15 protein-coding genes and 1 tRNA gene are annotated in these 18,745 nt (G+C 48.8%); 12 read left to right on the forward strand and 4 right to left on the reverse strand.

The window, feature by feature from the left end:
- The first annotated feature begins 245 nt into the window (after window positions 1-245).
- The gene (locus ACTHUM_RS05145; protein ID WP_004520637.1) at window positions 246-1,019 is read left to right on the forward strand and encodes a FadR/GntR family transcriptional regulator; all 774 of its coding nucleotides are present in this window, start codon (window positions 246-248) and stop codon (window positions 1,017-1,019) included.
- A 110-nt stretch (window positions 1,020-1,129) separates the two neighbouring features.
- Window positions 1,130-2,320, forward strand: coding sequence for an amino acid aminotransferase (locus tag ACTHUM_RS05150; RefSeq protein WP_070695302.1), 1,191 nt, complete (start codon window positions 1,130-1,132; stop codon window positions 2,318-2,320).
- Window positions 2,321-2,414: 94 nt separating this feature from the next.
- On the opposite strand, the gene ACTHUM_RS05155 is transcribed toward ACTHUM_RS05150, so the two are convergent.
- Window positions 2,415-2,490 (reverse strand) — tRNA-Arg (locus ACTHUM_RS05155).
- 285 nt (window positions 2,491-2,775) lie between these two features.
- On the opposite strand from ACTHUM_RS05155, the gene ACTHUM_RS05160 reads away from it, so the two are divergent.
- On the forward strand, window positions 2,776-3,642 hold the full coding sequence (locus ACTHUM_RS05160) for a c-type cytochrome (protein ID WP_070624823.1): 867 nt from the start codon (window positions 2,776-2,778) through the stop codon (window positions 3,640-3,642).
- Window positions 3,643-3,858: 216 nt separating this feature from the next.
- Complete coding sequence (glmM, locus tag ACTHUM_RS05165) at window positions 3,859-5,196, forward strand: phosphoglucosamine mutase (RefSeq protein WP_004520640.1); 1,338 nt, start codon at window positions 3,859-3,861, stop codon at window positions 5,194-5,196.
- Between the two features lie 93 nt (window positions 5,197-5,289).
- Here glmM and lolA read toward each other — a convergent pair whose 3' ends face one another.
- The gene (gene lolA, locus ACTHUM_RS05170) at window positions 5,290-5,910 is read right to left on the reverse strand and encodes an outer membrane lipoprotein chaperone LolA (RefSeq protein ID WP_004520641.1); all 621 of its coding nucleotides are present in this window, start codon (window positions 5,908-5,910) and stop codon (window positions 5,290-5,292) included.
- Between the two features lie 289 nt (window positions 5,911-6,199).
- On the opposite strand from lolA, the gene ACTHUM_RS05175 reads away from it, so the two are divergent.
- The 4 genes from ACTHUM_RS05175 (at window position 6,200) to ACTHUM_RS05190 (ending at window position 10,001) form a co-directional block, all read left to right on the forward strand.
- The gene (locus ACTHUM_RS05175) at window positions 6,200-7,030 is read left to right on the forward strand and encodes a ferritin-like domain-containing protein (protein WP_070624822.1); all 831 of its coding nucleotides are present in this window, start codon (window positions 6,200-6,202) and stop codon (window positions 7,028-7,030) included.
- 15 nt (window positions 7,031-7,045) lie between these two features.
- The gene (locus tag ACTHUM_RS05180) at window positions 7,046-7,990 is read left to right on the forward strand and encodes a cation diffusion facilitator family transporter (RefSeq protein ID WP_070695303.1); all 945 of its coding nucleotides are present in this window, start codon (window positions 7,046-7,048) and stop codon (window positions 7,988-7,990) included.
- A 69-nt stretch (window positions 7,991-8,059) separates the two neighbouring features.
- Entirely contained in the window at window positions 8,060-8,710 is a 651-nt protein-coding gene (locus tag ACTHUM_RS05185; RefSeq protein WP_004520645.1) for an HAD family hydrolase, read from the forward strand.
- Window positions 8,711-8,807: 97 nt separating this feature from the next.
- Window positions 8,808-10,001 carry an amino acid aminotransferase gene (locus ACTHUM_RS05190; RefSeq protein WP_004520646.1) on the forward strand — a complete coding sequence of 398 codons (1,194 nt, stop codon included), beginning with the start codon at window positions 8,808-8,810 and terminating at the stop codon, window positions 9,999-10,001.
- Between the two features lie 65 nt (window positions 10,002-10,066).
- On the opposite strand, the gene ACTHUM_RS05195 is transcribed toward ACTHUM_RS05190, so the two are convergent.
- On the reverse strand, window positions 10,067-10,480 hold the full coding sequence (locus tag ACTHUM_RS05195; RefSeq protein ID WP_004520647.1) for a YqaA family protein: 414 nt from the start codon (window positions 10,478-10,480) through the stop codon (window positions 10,067-10,069).
- A 274-nt stretch (window positions 10,481-10,754) separates the two neighbouring features.
- Here ACTHUM_RS05195 and ACTHUM_RS05200 point away from each other — a divergent pair, with 274 nt between their 5' ends.
- The 4 genes from ACTHUM_RS05200 to nth all read left to right on the forward strand — a co-directional run bounded on the left by ACTHUM_RS05200 (window position 10,755) and on the right by nth (window position 15,020).
- A complete protein-coding gene (locus tag ACTHUM_RS05200) occupies window positions 10,755-11,978 on the forward strand; it encodes a sugar MFS transporter (RefSeq protein WP_004520648.1) in 1,224 nt (407 codons plus the stop codon).
- 92 nt (window positions 11,979-12,070) lie between these two features.
- A complete protein-coding gene (locus tag ACTHUM_RS05205) occupies window positions 12,071-12,694 on the forward strand; it encodes an alpha/beta fold hydrolase (protein WP_004520649.1) in 624 nt (207 codons plus the stop codon).
- Window positions 12,695-12,874: 180 nt separating this feature from the next.
- A complete protein-coding gene (gene nhaC / locus ACTHUM_RS05210) occupies window positions 12,875-14,254 on the forward strand; it encodes a Na+/H+ antiporter NhaC (protein ID WP_039862424.1) in 1,380 nt (459 codons plus the stop codon).
- Window positions 14,255-14,390: 136 nt separating this feature from the next.
- The gene (gene nth, locus ACTHUM_RS05215) at window positions 14,391-15,020 is read left to right on the forward strand and encodes an endonuclease III (RefSeq protein ID WP_049323145.1); all 630 of its coding nucleotides are present in this window, start codon (window positions 14,391-14,393) and stop codon (window positions 15,018-15,020) included.
- Window positions 15,021-15,077: 57 nt separating this feature from the next.
- Here nth and putA read toward each other — a convergent pair whose 3' ends face one another.
- Window positions 15,078-18,683 (reverse strand): bifunctional proline dehydrogenase/L-glutamate gamma-semialdehyde dehydrogenase PutA, encoded by a 3,606-nt coding sequence (putA, locus tag ACTHUM_RS05220; RefSeq protein ID WP_049344640.1) that lies wholly within the window; start codon window positions 18,681-18,683, stop codon window positions 15,078-15,080.
- Window positions 18,684-18,745: the final 62 nt, after the last annotated feature.

An 18,745-nucleotide genomic window follows, 5' to 3' on the forward strand; every position in this document is an offset into this window, starting at 1 on the left:
ATCAATATTTTCAGATTTTGGGCGCATAGGTTGTTTATTAAGATTGGTCATACCAAAATATTGATTTGAAGGCATTGGTGAGGTTACTTGATAAAAATGAATGTGTTTGAATTAAACTGCTTGCGATGGGAAGAATGGCATTCCTTGACGAAAAAATAGGGGATTGATTAGAATGAGCGGCCAATTGGTCAATCCAATTTATGGCCGTTTGAATACAACTGTCCTTCAATCATCAGGAATACAACATGACGAAATTGGTTCGTCCGCAAAAAATCAGCGATCAGGTTTTAGCCGTTTTGGAAGAACGTATCGCGACCGGCATTTATGAAGAAGGCAGTAAATTGCCTCCCGAACGTACGCTTGCGGAAGAATTCGGCGTATCGCGTCCGTCAGTCAGGGTGGCATTGAATATCTTGATTGCCAAGCAGGTTTTGGAAGCGCGGCAGGGCGATGGCTATTATGTTTCCGTCAAGCCGCAGCAGGATTTTTTGCAAAGCTGGCAGGAGTTGCTCGGCAAACATACCAATTGGGAAACAGACGTATTCGATTTCAGTTGTCACGTTGAAGGCTGTATGGCGGCGCTGGCCGCCGAAAGACGGACTGACGCCGATTTGAAACGTATTGACTTCTGGCAGCAGAAGTTTGAAACGGCCTGTGAAAGCGGAAATTTGGAACATCAAGCCGAGGCAGACGTCAGTTTCCATCAAACTATTGCTGATGCCGCACACAATATCCTGTTCAGCCACCTTTCCAGCAGCCTGCTCAAAATGCTTTATCAGCAAACACGCAGCGGCATTATCTATATCCATCAAACCGAAGACCCGCGCCCGACGCTAATTGCCCAGCACCGCGCTATTTTTGAAGCCATTGCCCAGGCCAAACCGGCTGAGGCGGCGGAAGCGGCCAAACTGCATTTGAATTATGTCGCCCGCCGCATTTTGCAGGACAGGGAATATCAAAGCCGCAGCGAGCATGCGGATGTATTGGCACAAAACGATTTGAAACGAGTAGATTGGTAGCGTTTAAAAATAATCAGGCCGTCTGAATTTTTCAGACGGCCTGATTTTGCAAATAAGGCCTTTTAGTGCCACAATCTTCATTAATTCTGTCTGAAAACAAAGGAAGCACCATGTACCGTCATGTCGAGTATTATCCGGGCGACCCGATTTTGAGTTTGGTTGAAACCTTCAAACGCGACGAGCGTCCTGAAAAAGTCAATTTGAGCATAGGCATTTATTTTGATGACGAAGGCAAAATGCCGGTTTTGGAATCTGTCCGCCGGGCAGAAGCAGAGCGTGCGGCCGTACCGCGCCCCTCTCCTTATCTGCCGATGGAAGGTTTGGATACTTATCGGAGTGCCGTTCAGCGTTTGTTGTTTGGCAAGGATAATCCGGCATTGGCAGAAGGTAGCGTTGCGACCGTACAGACTTTAGGCGGCTCGGGGGCGTTGAAAGTCGGTGCCGACTTTTTGCGCCGTTGGTTCCCTGATGCAAAAGCCTATGTCAGCGATCCGACTTGGGACAACCATAAAGGCATTTTTGAAGGCGCAGGTTTTGAAGTGGGGACGTATCCTTATTACAACCCTGAAACCGTCGGCGTGAAATTTGAAGAAATGACTGCGTTTTTCAAAACATTGCCGGAAAACAGCGTCTTGATTTTGCATCCATGCTGTCAAAACCCGACCGGCGTAGATATGTCGAAAGCGCAATGGGATGAAGTGTTGGATATTATCAAAACGCACAAGCTGATTCCGTTTATGGATATTGCCTATCAAGGTTTCGGCGAAGATTTAGACAGCGATGCGTATGCAATTCGCAAAGCCGTCGAAATGGGTCTGCCTTTGTTTGTCAGCAACTCTTTCTCGAAAAACCTGTCGCTGTACGGCGAGCGCGTCGGTGGTTTGAGCGTAGTGTGTCCCAATAAGGAAGAAGCAGAGCTGGTGTTCGGACAGTTGAAATTTACCGTCCGCCGCATTTATTCCAGTCCTGCCGCGCATGGCGCATACATCGCTTCTGATGTGATGAACAGCGATGAGCTACGCGCTTTGTGGGAAAACGAGGTTTACGCCATGCGCGACCGCATCCGTGCCATGCGTCAGAAACTTTATGATGTTTTGACGGCCAAAATCCCCAATCGTGATTTCAGCTATTTCATCAAACAGCGCGGTATGTTCAGCTATACAGGCCTAACCGTAGAGCAGGTACACCGCCTGCGTGACGAGTTTGCCGTTTACCTGCTGGATTCGGGTAGGATGTGTGTGGCAGGATTGAATGCATCGAATATCGATTATGTGGCCGAAGCATTTGCCAAAGTGTTGTAATAGCCGTTCAATCTGAAATTGAATGTAGTTTTATTTGAAGTAAATCAAAAGGCCGTCTGAAAAATTTTCATCTTTCAGACGGCCTATTTATAATTGGCGCACCCAACAGGGATCGAACCTGTGACCTCCAGCTTCGGAAACTGACACTCTTCCAACTGAGCTATGGGTGCGAAAGCCGTAAGGTTAACGCATATTGGCTTTATTGGCAAAGTTTATCTTGAAAGTGTCTGAAAGTGGCATTGGCGGTCACTTTTTTGCATAGCTGGAATAATCAATTAACTACAAAGGCTTAGCAGAATTTAGATGGCCTTTTGAGGATTTTTGCGTATCTTTTTCTCAAGATGGATTGGAAAGCCTTTGCGAATTCAGTATAATCCAGCAAAATATTGTTAACTGCGTTTAACACATAAACTATAACTTACAGCACAACCTAACCTAACGGCGAGGCCTACCAAATGAAACAACTCCGCGACCACAAAGCCCAAGGCTCTGCATTGTTCACCCTTGTGAGCGGTATCGTTATTGTCATTGCAGTGATTTACTTCCTGATCAAACTGGCGGGAAGCGGTTCATTCGGCGATGTTGCCGAAACAACCGAAGCTGCGACTCAAACCCGTATCCAGCCAGTCGGCCAACTGAAATTGGGCGATGGTATTCCAGTCGGCGAGCGTCAAGGCGATCAGATTTTCAACAAAATCTGTATTCAATGTCACGCGGCAGACAGCATCGTTCCTAACGCGCCTAAATTTGAAAACAAAGGCGATTGGGCGCCTCGCATTGCACAAGGTTTCGATACCTTGTTCCAACACGCTCTGAATGGTTTCAACGCAATGCCTGCCAAAGGCGGTGCGGCTGATTTGACCGATCAAGAATTGAAACGCGCCATTACTTATATGGCCAACAAAGCCGGCGGTACTTTCCCTGATCCTGATGCCGCAGCTCCTGCCGATGCAGCCGCTTCCGGTGAAGCCGCTTCAGCTCCGGCGGCTGAAGGTGCAGCTCCTGCAGAAGCCCCTAAAGCAGATGTGGCCAAAGCAGATGACAAAGGTGTGGCAGCTCCAGCAGCCGGCGGTGCAGACGGCAAAAAAGTTTACGAAGCCAACTGCCAAGCATGTCACGGCGGCGCAGTTCCAGGTGTTCCTCATGTAGGTAAAAAAGAAGACTGGGCTCCTCGTATCAAACAAGGTAAAGACACCCTGCACAAACACGCACTCGAAGGCTTTAACGCAATGCCTGCCAAAGGTGGTAACGGTAGCCTGAGCGATGATGAAGTGAAAGCTGCAGTTGATTACATGGCTAATCAGTCTGGTGCTAAATTCTAAGATTTGATTTTGAATCTCGAATAGGAAGCGCATTCTGCAAAAGGATGCGCTTTTTTTGTGCAGGAAATCTGGATCTTGCTATAATACTGAAGTAGTAAATTATTCTCATGATCAAGGGTCGTCTGAAAGATTCAGACGGCCTTCGAATACAATCAAGATTCTTTTAAAGAAGTTCAACCATATTCACATACGACAAAACAACCACGGAGTTATCTCATGGCAAAAAAATATTTCGGTACTGACGGTGTGCGTGGCGAAGTCGGTCAGTTTCCTATCAATCCTGATTTTGTCTTGAAATTAGGCTATGCGGCAGGTCAGGTTTTGGTGCAGCACGAAGGCGAAATCAAACCAACCGTCTTGATCGGTAAAGACACGCGTATTTCAGGCTATATGCTGGAAGCTGCGCTGATTGCCGGTTTTACCGCCGCCGGTGTCAATGTTATTCAAACCGGCCCTCTGCCGACTCCGGGCGTAGCGTATTTGACCCGTGCTTTGCGTTTGTCTGCCGGTGTGATGATTTCTGCGTCCCATAACGTTTATTCTGACAACGGCATTAAATTCTTTGCCGAAGGCGGTGTGAAGTTGAGCGATGAAATCGAATTGGAAATCGAAGCCAAAATCGATGAGGAAATGAAAACACAGCCATCCAGCCGTTTAGGCCGTGCGCGCCGGATTAATGGTGCGGATGACCGCTATATCGAGTTCTGTAAATCCACTTTCCCAAGCCATTTGGACTTGCGCGGTCTGAAATTGGTGGTCGATACCGCCAATGGTGCGGGCTATGCAGTTGCGCCTAAAGTATTCCACGAATTGGGTGCGCAAGTAGTAAGCATCGGTGATGAGCCAAACGGCTACAACATCAATGAGAAATGTGGTGCGACCCATCCGAAAGCTTTGCAAGCGGCTGTGTTGCAAAATGAAGCCGATTACGGCATTGCCTTGGATGGCGATGGCGACCGTTTGATGATGGTTGACCGCAATGGCAAAGTGTATGACGGCGACAGCTTGATTTATGTGATTGCCAAAGCACGCGCGCACGAAGGCGTGGAGATCGGCGGCGTGGTGGGTACGGTAATGACCAATATGGCGATGGAAGTTGCTTTGAAAGAGCAGGGCGTTGATTTCTGCCGCGCCAAAGTGGGCGACCGCTATGTGTTGGAACAGCTCCACCAACGCGGTTGGCTGATTGGCGGCGAAGCCAGCGGTCATATTTTGTGTATGGACAAACACAATACCGGTGACGGCATCATTTCCGCGCTGCAAGTTTTGGCCGCATTGCAAACCTTGAATCAAGACCTTGCCACCGTTTGCGCCGATTGGCAGCCGTATCCGCAAACCATGATCAACGTCCGCATCAAAAAAGGCCAAAACTGGCAGGACGCTTCCAAAGAGGCTTTGGCTGAAGTGGAAAAAGAACTCGAAGGCAAAGGCCGCGTGGTCTTGCGCGCATCCGGTACCGAGCCTGTCGTGCGCGTGATGGTGGAAGCCAAGCAGGCAGACTGGGCGAAAAAAGGCGCAGAAAAAATTGCCGCGGCCATTCAAGGTCAAAAGTAACAGTGTGTTTGATTTTGAATTGAACTAAATAAAAGGCCGTCTGTTATAAAAGGCCGTCTGTTGTTCAGACGGCCTTTGTGTTTCATTAGAAGCTTAGTTGCTCAAGACATCAACGCCTTTAGGAGGGGTAAATTTGAACATACCGCTGGAAAGGTTAGGCTTGGTGTTCAAGCCGCTGAAGCTGATGCTGGTTTGGTTGCCGAAGCTGTCTTTCAGCTGCATGGCGGCGAGGTTGTCGCCTTTGAAGCCGATGCGGATGTATTGATAGCCGGCGTTGTTTTTCTTAGGTGTAGCCAAAACGTAGTCGATACCGTTGGCAGAACCGTCTTCTTTCAGCGTGTAGCTGCTGTCCAATGCCGTTTTGTTGGAGAGGATGGCGGCAGGGCTGTCGCCGATGGTTTGGTCTTGTGAGGACTTGGTTACTTGTGCCAAATCTACGTCATAGAGCCAAATGGTTTTGCCGTCGCCGACGATGGTTTGTTTGTAGGGTTTGGTGTACTCCCATTTGAACAAGCCAGGGCGCAGGATTTTGAATGTACCGTGTGTGGTTTGGGTTTTCTTTTTGCTGTGAACGGTTTGGCTGAAGTTGCCGCTGATACCGTCGGCGTCATTATTGAATTTTTTCAGGGCGTCCACTGCGTCGGCTTGTGCAAAGCCGATAGCTGAAGAAAGCAGCGCGGCAGCGGTCAGGGTGAACAGTCGGGTAGTTTTCATGTTTTGGTTCCTTGTTCGGAGAGATGGGTTCAGTATAGACGTTATGGTGTAACAGACAAGGGGTTGAATGGAGGGTTTAATTTGTGTAAATATGAAAAATCCAATCAAGTGACTGAAATAATTTCATTTCTTCAGATGGCCTGCATTTGGTTTTGACGTTTTTTTAATGAAACGCATAAGGGCTTGGTGTGGTATTTAATGTCATTTTACGGAAAGCTTGAAATTATAGTCTTTCTGTTTGCTTTTTAAAACGGTTATAATATTTGTCTTTTTAAAACAATGGTTTTGTATGTATCTGAATCCTTATCCTTTATTGGAACAGGCTTTGCTGTCGGACAATCCGGATGAAAAGGGAAGGTTGACGCAGACCTTGTTTGCGCAGTTGGGCGAGGCGGAAGGTTTGACGGTTGAGGAGTCGAAACCCGTGGATTGCCGTTTTGCCGGACATCCGTTGCGTCCGCGTTTAGTTGCGCCTTCGGAGGTTACGCCGCGCAAGATGAATACGGTCGAAGGCTATGCGGCCATGTTGCATGCGATTGCGCACATTGAATTTAATGCGATTAATCTGGCTTTGGATGCGGCGTATCGTTTTCGCAATATGCCGTTTCAGTTTGTACGCGATTGGGTAAGGGTGGCGAAAGAAGAAGTGTTTCACTTCGGCTTGATGCGTGGCCGTCTGAACAGCTTGGGCTACGATTACGGCGATTTTGAAGCGCACGGGCATTTGTGGGATATGGCATATAAAACTGCTTACGATCCTTTGTTGCGCATGGCTTTGGTACCGCGGGTGTTGGAAGCGCGCGGTTTGGATGTCACGCCGGGTATTCGTGCAAAAGTGGCACAGCGCGGCGATGTGGAAACCTGCGATGTGTTGGATATTATTTATCGCGATGAAGTAGGGCATGTCGCCATCGGCAATCATTGGTATCAGCATCTTTGCCGTGAGCGCGGTTTGGAACCGGTTGCCTTGTTCCGCAGCCTGATTGCGCGTTACGATATGTTTATCTTCCGCGGTTACGTCAATATCGAAGCACGGGAACGCGCGGGATTCAGCCGTTTTGAGTTGGATATGTTGGAAGATTTTGAGAAAAGTTTGAAACAGGATAAAAAGGCCGTCTGAAACGGTAAAATCATTATGGCACATCATCACGATCATTCGCACGCGCACACGCATACCGCCAACAAGCAGGTATTGCGCATTTCATTTTTCGTTATTATCGGATTTATGCTGGTTGAGGCGGTCGGCGGTTGGCTGACCAACTCTTTGGCCCTGCTTTCCGATGCGGGGCATATGTTCAGCGATGCGTTTTCGCTGGGCGTAGCATTGTCGGCATTCAAACTTGGCGAGAAACAGACCACGCTGCAAAAGACATTCGGTTACAAGCGTTTTGAAATTTTGACGGCGATGTTTAACGGATTATCGCTGGTGTTGATTGCGGCGATGATTTTTTATGAAGCAGTCAAACGATTGTTTTATCCGCCGGAAATTTTGACGGGCGGCATGTTGGTGGTCAGTATCATCGGTTTGCTGGTCAACATCGGCGTCGCCGTTTATATGTTGAAGAATGGCGATACCGAAGAAAACGTCAATATGCGCGGCGCGTATCTGCACGTAATCAGCGATTTGTTCGGCTCGATAGGGGCGATTGTCGCAGCGGTACTGATGATGGCGTATGGCTGGCAATGGGCGGATACGGTTGCCAGCGTATTGGTGGCGGCTTTGGTAGGGTGCAGCGGCTGGAAGCTGTTTAAACAGACTTTGCACATTTTGATGGAAGGCGCGCCGGAAAACATCCATACCGATGAGTTGCTCAGCGTTATCCGCAATATGGAGGGCGTAAAATCCGTTCACGACTTGCATGTTTGGACGATTACCAGCAATATCCACGTTTTATCCTGCCATATTGTCGTAGATGGCAACATGACGGTTGCAGAGTCCGAACAAATCGCCTACCGCATCGAACATGAATTGGCGCATCATAACATCGGGCATTGTACGATTCAGATTGAAAGCGAACAGCATCCGCATAAAGATGAAGTTTTGTGTTCGCAGGAAATGCACGAACACCATCACCATTAACCATATTCAGGCCGTCTGAAACTTGTTGGATTGTTCAGACGGCCTTCTAAAATCATCAAAGGAATACTTATGACCCAAGCCGTATTATTCGACCTTGACGGCACGCTTGCCGATACCGCACTTGATTTGGGTGGTGCGCTCAACACGGTATTGCGCCGACACGGTTTGCCAGAAAAAAGCATGGATGAAATCCGTCCGCAGGCCAGCCACGGTGCGAGCGGTTTGCTCAAACTTGGTGCAGGCATTACGCCCGACCATCCGGACTATATGCAATGGCGTAAAGAGTTTTTGGATGAATACAGCCGCTGTTATGCCGATCAAACCATTTTGTTCGACGGCGTAAACGAAATGTTGGAAGCCTTAGTTCAACGCGGTATCCAATGGGGCATTATTACCAACAAGCCCATGCGTTTTACCGATGTCCTCGTGCCTAAGCTCGGGTTTGCCGCGCCTCCCGCCGTCATTGTCAGCGGCGATACCTGCGATGAACCCAAGCCCAGCGTGAAGCCTATGTTTTATGCGTGCGAACAGATTGGCGTTGAGGCGCAGCGATGTTTTTATGTCGGCGATGCCGAGCGCGATATGCAGGCAGGCAAAAATGCAGGAATGATAACCGTGCTTGCCGATTGGGGTTATATTTCTGCCGAAGACCAAACCGAAAACTGGTTCGCCGATTTCCGTATTGCCACACCTTTGGATTTGTTGGCAATCTTGCGTTAAAACCCTGTAATAATCCGTTTTCAGACGGCCTGAAACGGCGTAAAATTACACAAATTTGTATTTTTTCAACCGTTTTACACTTGTAAAGAGAAAAATCATGTTCTTCAAGCATATCGAAGCAGCTCCTGCTGATCCGATTTTAGGTTTGGGCGAAGCGTTTAAAGCCGAAACCCGTCCCGAAAAAGTCAATCTCGGTATCGGCGTGTACAAAGACGCATCCGGCGCAACGCCTATTGTCAAAGCCGTCAAAGAGGCTGAAAAACGCCTGTTGGAAAGCGAGACAACTAAAAATTACCTGACCATCGACGGCGTTGCCGATTACAACGAGCAAACCCAAATCCTGTTATTTGGTAAAGACCACGAAATCATTGCCAGCCGTCGCGCCAAAACAGCGCAAAGCCTTGGCGGTACAGGTGCATTGCGCATTGCGGCCGAATTTGTCAAACGCCAGTTGAACGCGCAAACCATCTGGATTTCCAATCCGACTTGGCCTAACCACAACGCCATCGCCAAAGCGGTCGGTATCCAAGACAAACCGTATCGTTACTATGATGCCGCCAAACACGGTTTGGATTGGGATGGCATGATTGAAGACTTGAGCCAAGCGCAAAAAGGCGACATCGTCCTGCTGCACGGCTGCTGCCACAACCCTACCGGCATCGACCCTACGCCCGAACAATGGGAAACTTTGGCAAAACTTTCTGCCGAAAAAGGCTGGTTGCCACTGTTTGACTTTGCCTACCAAGGCTTCGGCAATGGCTTGGAAGAAGATGCCTACGGCTTGCGCGTGTTCTTGAAACACAATACAGAATTGCTGATTGCCAGTTCTTATTCCAAAAACTTCGGTATGTACAACGAGCGCGTCGGCGCGTTCACTTTGGTGGCCGAAGATGAAGAAACTGCAGCCCGCGCCCACAGCCAAGTCAAAACCATCATCCGTACCTTGTATTCCAACCCAGCTTCACACGGTGCGAACACCATTGCGCTGGTGTTGAAAAATGATGATTTGAAAGCACAATGGATTGCCGAACTTGATGAAATGCGCGGCCGCATCAAAGCCATGCGCCAAAAATTTGTTGAGTTGCTCAAGGCCAAAGGTGCAACCCAAGACTTTGATTTCATTATCGAACAAAACGGTATGTTCTCTTTCAGCGGCTTGACTCCCGAACAAGTTGACCGTTTGAAAAACGAGTTTGCCATTTATGCCGTCCGTTCCGGCCGCATTAATGTTGCAGGCATTACCGATGACAATATCGACTACCTGTGCGAAAGTATTGTGAAAGTCTTGTAATTGTCGAATTAAAGGCAAAGGCCGTCTGAATCATTCAGACGGCCTTTATTTTTGACTGTGGAAACTTATCCGGCAACTATGTTCATTCCCCAATAAATCATGGCATAGCGCAGCAGTTTGCCTGCAATCAGAATGATGGCGCAATGCAAAGCATTAAGCCTGAGCCAGCCTGTGGCAAGGGGGAGGGCATCGCCGATAATCGGCAACCATGCAAATAATAGCGGCCAAATTCCCCATCTTTGTATACGCGCCAATACTTTTTCAGACGGCCTTTTCTTGGCCGGAAACATTCTGCCCATGTAATACGAAACCATACTGCCCAAGCCATTCGCCAAACCGGCACACAAACATGCGCCGAGGGCATGTTGCGGATATTGGTACACAAATGCGGCGTATGCCGCCTCGGATGTACCCGGAAGTAGTGTGGCTGAAGTGAAGGCAGAAGCAATCAGGGCAAGGTAAGCGTAAAGAGGTGGCATGTTTTGAGTTACATCAAGTGATATTGTAAAAAAGAAATAATAGGCTTAGTAAGAGGATTATGCCTTTATTTTTTAATCTAATAAAAGATAAATCCAATATTATTGAAATTTTTAAAATTAAACGTCTGAAGGATAATGTAGTCGGCTGTTAGAAAATAGTTTTCAAAGTGACGGATTATCAGTATGATACGGGCGGCTGTTAATGGGTGTTAAGTTTAATGAACTGATTTAAGCTCATTTTTCCAGCAAATCTTAACAAAACGAAAGGCAAATCATGTCTGCGCATTCACAACAAAATCATACTCCTGCGCTGGTTGTCCTAACCACACTCTTTTTCATGATGGGTTTCATTACCTGCATGAATGATATTTTGATTCCGCATTTGAAAGATATTTTCGACCTAACTTATGTTCAGGCGATGCTGATTCAATTCTGTTTCTTTACCGCTTATGCGATTATGTCGATCCCGATGGGCTATTTGGTCGGCAAAATCGGCTATAAAAACGGCGTGATTAGCGGCTTCGTATTGACTGCCATCGGCTGTCTACTCTTTTATCCTGCTGCTGGCAGTCATTCTTATGCAACTTTTTTGGGTGCATTGTTTATTTTGGCTTCAGGTGTAACACTGTTGCAAGTGGCGGGTAACCCTTATGTGACTTTGCTGTCCAAACCGGGTAAAGAATCTGCAACACTGACTTTGGTTCAGGCATTTAACTCTTTGGGTACGACCATTGCTCCGCAAATCGGCGCATTCCTGATTTTGGCTGATGCGACACAAACTGTCAGCAAAGCCGAGCAAATTTCTTCTGTTCAAATTCCATATTTAGGTTTGGCCGGTCTGCTGATTATTTTGGCTGTATTCGTCAAAATGATTCGTCTGCCTGACGCAAACAAAATTGCTGAAGAAGAGAGCGAACACAACCATGATGGCAAACACAGCGTATGGCAATACCGTCATTTGGTTTTTGGTGCGGCCGGTATTTTCTGTTATGTCGGTGCGGAAGTATCCATCGGTTCTTTATTGGTCAGCGTGTTGGGCTATCTGAAAGGTTTGGACCACGCATCTGCCGCGAAATATTTGTCGTTCTACTGGGGCGGCGCGATGGTCGGCCGTTTCTTAGGCTCTGCCATCATGGCGAAAATTGCGCCTAACCGCTATTTGGCATTTAACGCTACTGCTGCTGTTGCCTTGTTGGGCGTTGCTATGTTGGCAGGTAAAGCCAGTGCGGATATTGCGATGTGGGCATTGTTGGCTATCGGCTTCTTCAACTCCATCATGTTCCCAACCATTTTCTCTTTGGCAACCAAAGGTCTGGGTCGATTTACCAGCAGCGCTTCCGGCGTATTGTGTACTGCGATTGTCGGCGGTGCGGTTGTGCCTGTGGTACAAGGTTGGGCTGCAGATACTTACGGCCTGATGATTTCTTTCGTTGTATCGGCGATTTGTTATGTATACATCGTCTTCTTTGCTATAAAAGGCTATAAAGCTGACGAATAATCCATCATGATAAAAGGCCGTCTGAAACCTTATGGGATTTCAGACGGCCTTTTTACTTTGTGGCATAATGATTTAAATGACAGGAGGAAAAAATGGCCAAAATCATTTTGCTGCATGGCTTGCACATGCATTCATGGGTAATGAAACCGCTGGCGTATTTGCTGGAACAAGAAGGTTTTGAAGTTGCGCTGTTCGATTATTACAGTGTTTTGCATTCGATGAACCGACATGTTGAAGATTTGGCGCGATGGATTGATGAGAACCATGCTGATGAAACACTGCACTTTGTCGGCCATAGTTTGGGCGGGTTGGTCTTACGCAATTTTGCGGCTGCATATCCGAATAAAGTCAGCGGCCGTATCGTTACTATGGGTACGCCGCACCAAGGCAGCCGGGCTGCGCAACGTGTGCTCAATTTGGGTTTGCAAAAGCCGGTATTGGGCGGCTCGTATAAAGGCGCTTTGGACGGCAGTATGCCTGAATTGCCAGAATGCGTTGAGTTGGGCAGTATCGCCGGCAATAAACCGTATGGGCTGGGCCGTGTTTTAGGTTTGCATGGTGAACATGATGGTACGGTTTTGGTCAGCGAAACGCATTGTCCGAATATGCGTGATCATGTCGTTTTGCCTGTCAGCCATAGCGGTATGTTGTTTAACCGTAAAACGGTCGAGCAAGTGGTGGCATTTTTGCATGATGGACGTTTTAAAAAGCAATAAAATTTCATTTATTCTAATTTAAAAGTATTTAATGTTAATAATTTAATATATTTTAAAGAAAGTGTCGCAGTTTTACTGGAGCTGTTTTTATAAAATAACAGGCAGGCCGTCTGAGAATCGGGTTTCAGACGGCCTGTTATGCTAAAATCTGTTAAGTACTTATTTAAAAGGCAAAGAACAATGTTTGCTTTCAAATCCTTACTTAATATGCCGCGCTTTGAGGCCATTGCGGTGGCCTTAGCTTTGGTGGCAGCAATGGGTTATACGATTATTTCGCTTGAATGGCTGCCGCATATGTCGATTGTGACGGCGATCGTGGTCTTGCTTTTGTACGGTTTGATGCGTGGCTTGAAATATCAAGACATGCAAAACGGTATGATCGGCGCGGTCGGGCAGGGCATGGGCGCGATTTATCTGTTTTTCTTTATCGGCCTGATGGTCAGCGCGCTGATGATGAGTGGTGCGATTCCGACGCTGATGTATTACGGTTTCGGATTGATTTCGCCGACTTATTTTTATTTCTCGGCGTTTGCGCTTTGCTCGGTCATCGGTATTTCCATCGGCAGTAGTTTGACGACTTGTGCAACTGTCGGCGTGGCATTTATGGGTATGGCGGCTGCGTTTCATGCCGATATGGCGATGACGGCAGGTGCGATTGTGTCGGGTGCGTTCTTTGGCGATAAAATGTCGCCGCTTTCCGATACGACCGGTATTTCCGCTTCGATTGTCGGCATTGATTTGTTCGAACACATCAAAAACATGATGTACACCACTGTGCCTGCGTGGTTGATCAGTGCAGCATTGATGTTGTGGCTCTTGCCTAATGTTGCCGCGCATGATATGAACAGCGTCGAAGCTTTCCGCGCGCAATTGGAAGCAACCGGTTTGGTGCATGCCTATTCGCTGATTCCGTTTGCCTTGCTGGTTGTCCTCGCCCTGATGCGCGTCAATGCCATTGTGGCCATGTTGTTTACCGTTGTGGTGGCGCTGATTGTGACTTACTTCCATAGTACGCCTGATTTGAAACAGCTGGGCGCGTGGTTTTACGGCGGATACAAACTCGAAGGCGAAGCATTTAAAGACATTGCCCGTTTGATTTCTCGCGGCGGCTTGGAAAGCATGTTCTTTACGCAAACTATTGTGATACTCGGCATGAGCTTGGGCGGCCTGTTGTTTAGCATCGGTGTGATTCCGTCTTTGTTGGAGGCCATTCGTGCGTTCCTGACCAATGCCGGACGCGCTACTTTCAGCGTGGCCATGACATCGGTTGGTGTTAACTTCCTGATTGGCGAGCAATATTTGAGTATTCTGCTTTCCGGCGAAACCTTTAAGCCGGTTTATGACAAGCTTGGTCTGCATTCGCGCAACCTTGCCCGTACGCTTGAAGATGCGGGTACTGTCATCAACCCGTTGGTGCCTTGGAGCGTCTGCGGCGTATTTATCAGCCATGCCTTGGGTGTGCCCGTTTGGGAATATCTGCCTTACGCCTTCTTCTGCTACTTGAGCTTGGCTCTGACGCTGGTGTTTGGCTGGACAGGACTGACTTTGAGTAAGAAGTAAACAGCATTTAAAATAGCAATGCTTTTATAAAACAAGGCCGTCTGAAAACAACTTCAGACGGCCTTGTTTACTTAAAGTAGCCGTATCAACATGATTTCACTATAATTGCTGCGCCAATAAAAAAATAATCCAAACAATGAACAAACAAATCCGCCAAGAAATTTTCGAGCGTTTCCGCGCTGCCAATCCTCATCCGACTACCGAGTTGAATTTCAGCTCGCCATTTGAGCTGCTTATCGCCGTTTTATTGTCTGCACAAGCAACTGATGTCGGCGTGAACAAAGCGACTGCCAAACTCTTTCCCGTTGCCAATACGCCGCAAGCTATGTTGGATTTGGGGCTGGACGGCGTGATGGAATACACCAAAACCATAGGCCTCTACAAAACCAAGTCCAAACACATCATGCAGACTTGCCGTATTTTGCTGGAGAAATATAACGGTGAAGTACCTGCCGACCGAGAGGCTTTGGAATCTTTGCCCGGTGTTGGCCGTAAAACAGCCAATGTGGTGTTGAATACTGCATTCGGGCAACCTGTTATGGCGGTCGATACCCATATTTTCCGTGTGGCCAACCGCACCAAAATCGCGCCGGGCAAGGATGTGCGTGAAGTTGAAGACAAGCTGATGCGCTTTATTCCCAAAGAATTTTTGATGGATGCCCATCACTGGTTGATTTTGCATGGCCGCTATACGTGTAAGGCTTTGAAACCGCAATGCAGCAAATGTTTGATTAACGATTTGTGCGAATATCCGGCAAAAATGTAAATAAAAAAACATAAAAAAGGCCGTCTGAATTTCAGACGGCCTTTGATTTGGCTACGATTAGTCGGCAACTGCCATCAGGCTGGCGTTACCACCGGCAGCGGTAGTATTGATACTGCAAGAGATTTCTTCAAATACTTGCAGGATATCCAGACCTTGTTCAGAAGGCAGGATGCGGATGAGCGCACCGTCGCGGCCGGCCAACTCTTGTTTGCGCTCGCTGCTCAAAGGCTCGATAGCGGCAACATGGCTGATGCCTGCGTTTTCGGGTTTGCTGTTGACTTGCAACAAACCGTCCAAATCGGCTGAGTAGGAAGCCAGTGGGCTGTTTGGCTCAACAACGGTTTGGATGCCTGCGGCTGCCAGCTCGGTCAGGGCAGAGAAGGCTTGCAGCAGATTGCCGCCATGTACCCAAACACGTTCTGGAGAGCGCCAGCTCAATGAGTTGCGTTCGCCGGTCGGGCCGACCAATACGGTTTCGGCTTTGCGCAGGGTACGGACGCGTGCGTGACCCAAAGCTGCGGCTGCGGCTTTTTTCTCTTCTGCGTTAAACGGCAGTTTGTGAACCAGGGTTTCCAAACGTTTGAGCGCGTCTTCGTCTGCTTGGCCGATTCGGCTGAGGGTTGGGGCAACCCATTCAGGAGTACGAACCAGGCGTTGCAGATAGAATGAACCGCCTGCTTTTGGACCGGTACCGGACAAGCCGTGACCGCCGAAAGGTTGTACGCCGACAACAGCACCAACGATGTTGCGGTTAACGTAGATGTTACCAGCTTCGATGCGGTCGCGGATATGGTCAACAGTGCCTTCGATACGGCTGTGTACACCGCTGGTCAGAGCATAGCCTTTGGCGTTGATTTGGTCAATGAGTTGATCCAATTCGCTGGCGCGGTAGCGGACAACGTGCAGTACAGGACCGAACACTTCGCGTTGCAACTCGTTCAGGTTATTCAATTCAAACAGGATTGGACGAACGAAGGTAGAGTTGTTGTCATCAACGTCGGCGGCAGTTTTGATTTCGTGGTAAGCCTTTGCTACGCCTTTCATTTTGTTGATGTGGGCCAACAGGTTTTGTTGGGCTTCAGCATCGATGACAGGGCCAATGTCTGTGGTCAGTTGGGTCGGTTTGCCGACAACCAATTCGTCCATTGCACCTTTGATGATGTTGACCATTTTATCGGCAACATCTTCTTGAACACACAAGATACGCAGGGCGGAACAACGTTGGCCCGCGCTGTCGAAGGCAGAATTCAATACGTCGAGGCAGACTTGTTCCGGCAGGGCGGTAGAGTCCACGATCATCGCGTTTTGACCGCCGGTCTCGGCAATCAGGACAGGGCTGTCGTCGCGTTTGGACAGGGCTTTGTTGATCAGGCGCGCTACTTCGGTAGAACCGGTAAAGATCACGCCGCCGATGCGGGCATCGCCGGTCAGGGCAGAGCCGACATCGCCTGCGCCGAGTACGAGTTGCAGTGCAGAAGTCGGAATACCGGCTTGATGCATCAGGGAAACGGCGTAAGTAGCAATCAGGCTGGTTTGTTCGGCAGGTTTGGCAATAACGGTGTTACCGGCTGCCAATGCAGAAACCACTTCGCCGGTAAAGATGGCCAATGGGAAGTTCCATGGACTGATGGCAACGATTGCGCCGACGGCTTTGGCATCTTTAGGCAGGGTGTTCTCAGCTTCGTTGGCATAGTAGCGGCAGAAGTCAACGGCTTCGCGTACTTCGGCAACGGCGTTGTTCAGGGTTTTACCGGCTTCGCGGACGGCCAGCATCATCAATGCAGGCGTGTGTTGTTCCAACAAATCGGCAAAACGGCGCAGGCAGTTGGCGCGTTCTGAAGCAGGTTTGGCGCTCCACTCAGGCAGGGCGGCAACGGCTGCACCAATAGCTTCTTGAGCCAATGCCGCATCGGCAAAGCTGACAGTGCCGACAACATCGTTGTGGTCTGCAGGGTTGCGGACGGGTTGCGCTTCGCCCACGTTACGCGCTTCGCCATTAACGATAGACGCGGCGTGGAAGTCTTCGGAAGAAGCTTGGTTGAGTTTTTCTTGCAGGTTTTGCAATACGTTTTCGTTGCTGAAATCGACGCCTTGGGAGTTCAGACGGCCTTTGCCATACAAATCGCGCGGCAGAGGCAATGCCGGATGCAGGTGGATGCCTTGTTCGGCGATGGTGTCGAACGGGCTCTTAATCAGGCGGTCGATGCTGATGTTTTCGTCAACGATTTGGTTCACGAAAGAAGAGTTCGCCCCGTTTTCCAACAGACGGCGTACCAAGTAGGCAAGCAGGGTTTCGTGTGTGCCGACCGGGGCATACACGCGTACGCGACGGCCTAAGTTTTGCGGGCCGACCACTTGGTCGTACAGGGTTTCGCCCATGCCGTGCAGACATTGGTGTTCAAAGTCTTTGCCTTTACCCATTTGGTAGATTGCGCCCAAAGTGTAGGCGTTGTGGGTGGCAAATTGTGGGAACACGGCATCTTGCGCATCCAAGAGTTTGCGTGCGCAGGCGAGATAGGAGATGTCGGTATGGACTTTACGGGTGTAAGTCGGATAGCCTTCCATGCCGTCTACTTGAGCCCATTTCACTTCGCTGTCCCAGTATGCACCTTTAACCAAACGGATCATCAGTTTTTGGTTGTTGCGGCGTGCCAGGTCGATCAGATAGTCGATAACGAACGGGCAACGTTTTTGGTAGGCTTGAACAACGAAACCGATACCTTTGTAGCCGGCCAAGTCAGGATCGGAAACCAAAGCTTCCATCAAGTCCAAAGACAATTCGAGACGGTTGGCTTCTTCGGCATCGATGTTGATACCGATATCGTATTTTTTACCCAAAAGGAACAATTCTTTCAGGCGTGGCAACAATTCGCTCATAACGCGTTCGTGTTGGGCGCGTGAATAGCGTGGGTGGATGGCGGAAAGTTTAACGGAGATACCGTTGCCTTCGTAAACGCCTTGGCCTGCGGCATCTTTACCGATGGCGTGAATGGCTTGAACGTAGTCGTTGTAGTAGCGGTTGGCATCTTCTTCGGTGTATGCGGCTTCACCCAACATATCAAAAGAGAAGCGGTAACCCATTTTCTCGCGCTCTTTACCGTTTTGCAGCGCTTCTTCAATGGTTTGGCCGGTTACGAACTGTTTGCCCAACAGGCGCATGGCGTAGTTCACACCTTGACGGATCAGAGGTGCGCCACCTTTGCTGATCAGACGGCTTAATGCGGAACTCATCTGTTTGTCGTTTGTCGCGGTCAGTTTGCCGGTAATCAGCAGACCCCATGCAGCCGCGTTAACGAAGAGGGAAGGGCTATTGTTCAAGTGGCTTTTCCAGTTGCCTTCAGAGATTTTGTCGGCAATCAGGCGGTCACGGGTTGCATTATCCGGAATACGCAGCAGGGCTTCGGCCAGACACATCAGTGCAACACCTTCTTCACTGGAGAGAGAGAACTCGTGCATCAAGGCATCTACGCCGCTTGCTTTGGTGCGGCTGGAGCGGACTTGAGTAACCAAACGACGGGCAAGCTCGGAGGCGGCATTGCGTTCTTCGTCGGTCATCTGTGCACGTTGCAACATATCCTGAACGGCCTCGATTTCATCGCGGCGGTAGGCATCAGTTACAGCTTGACGCAGAGGAGTTTGTGTTGGAAAAGCGAAGTTAAACATTATTTATGTTCTCCAAAGGTTTTTTCATGGTTTCAGACGGCCTGAATTAAGACTGCTAAAAC

It is taken from the genome of Neisseria sp. P0021.S006 (assembly GCF_051956895.1).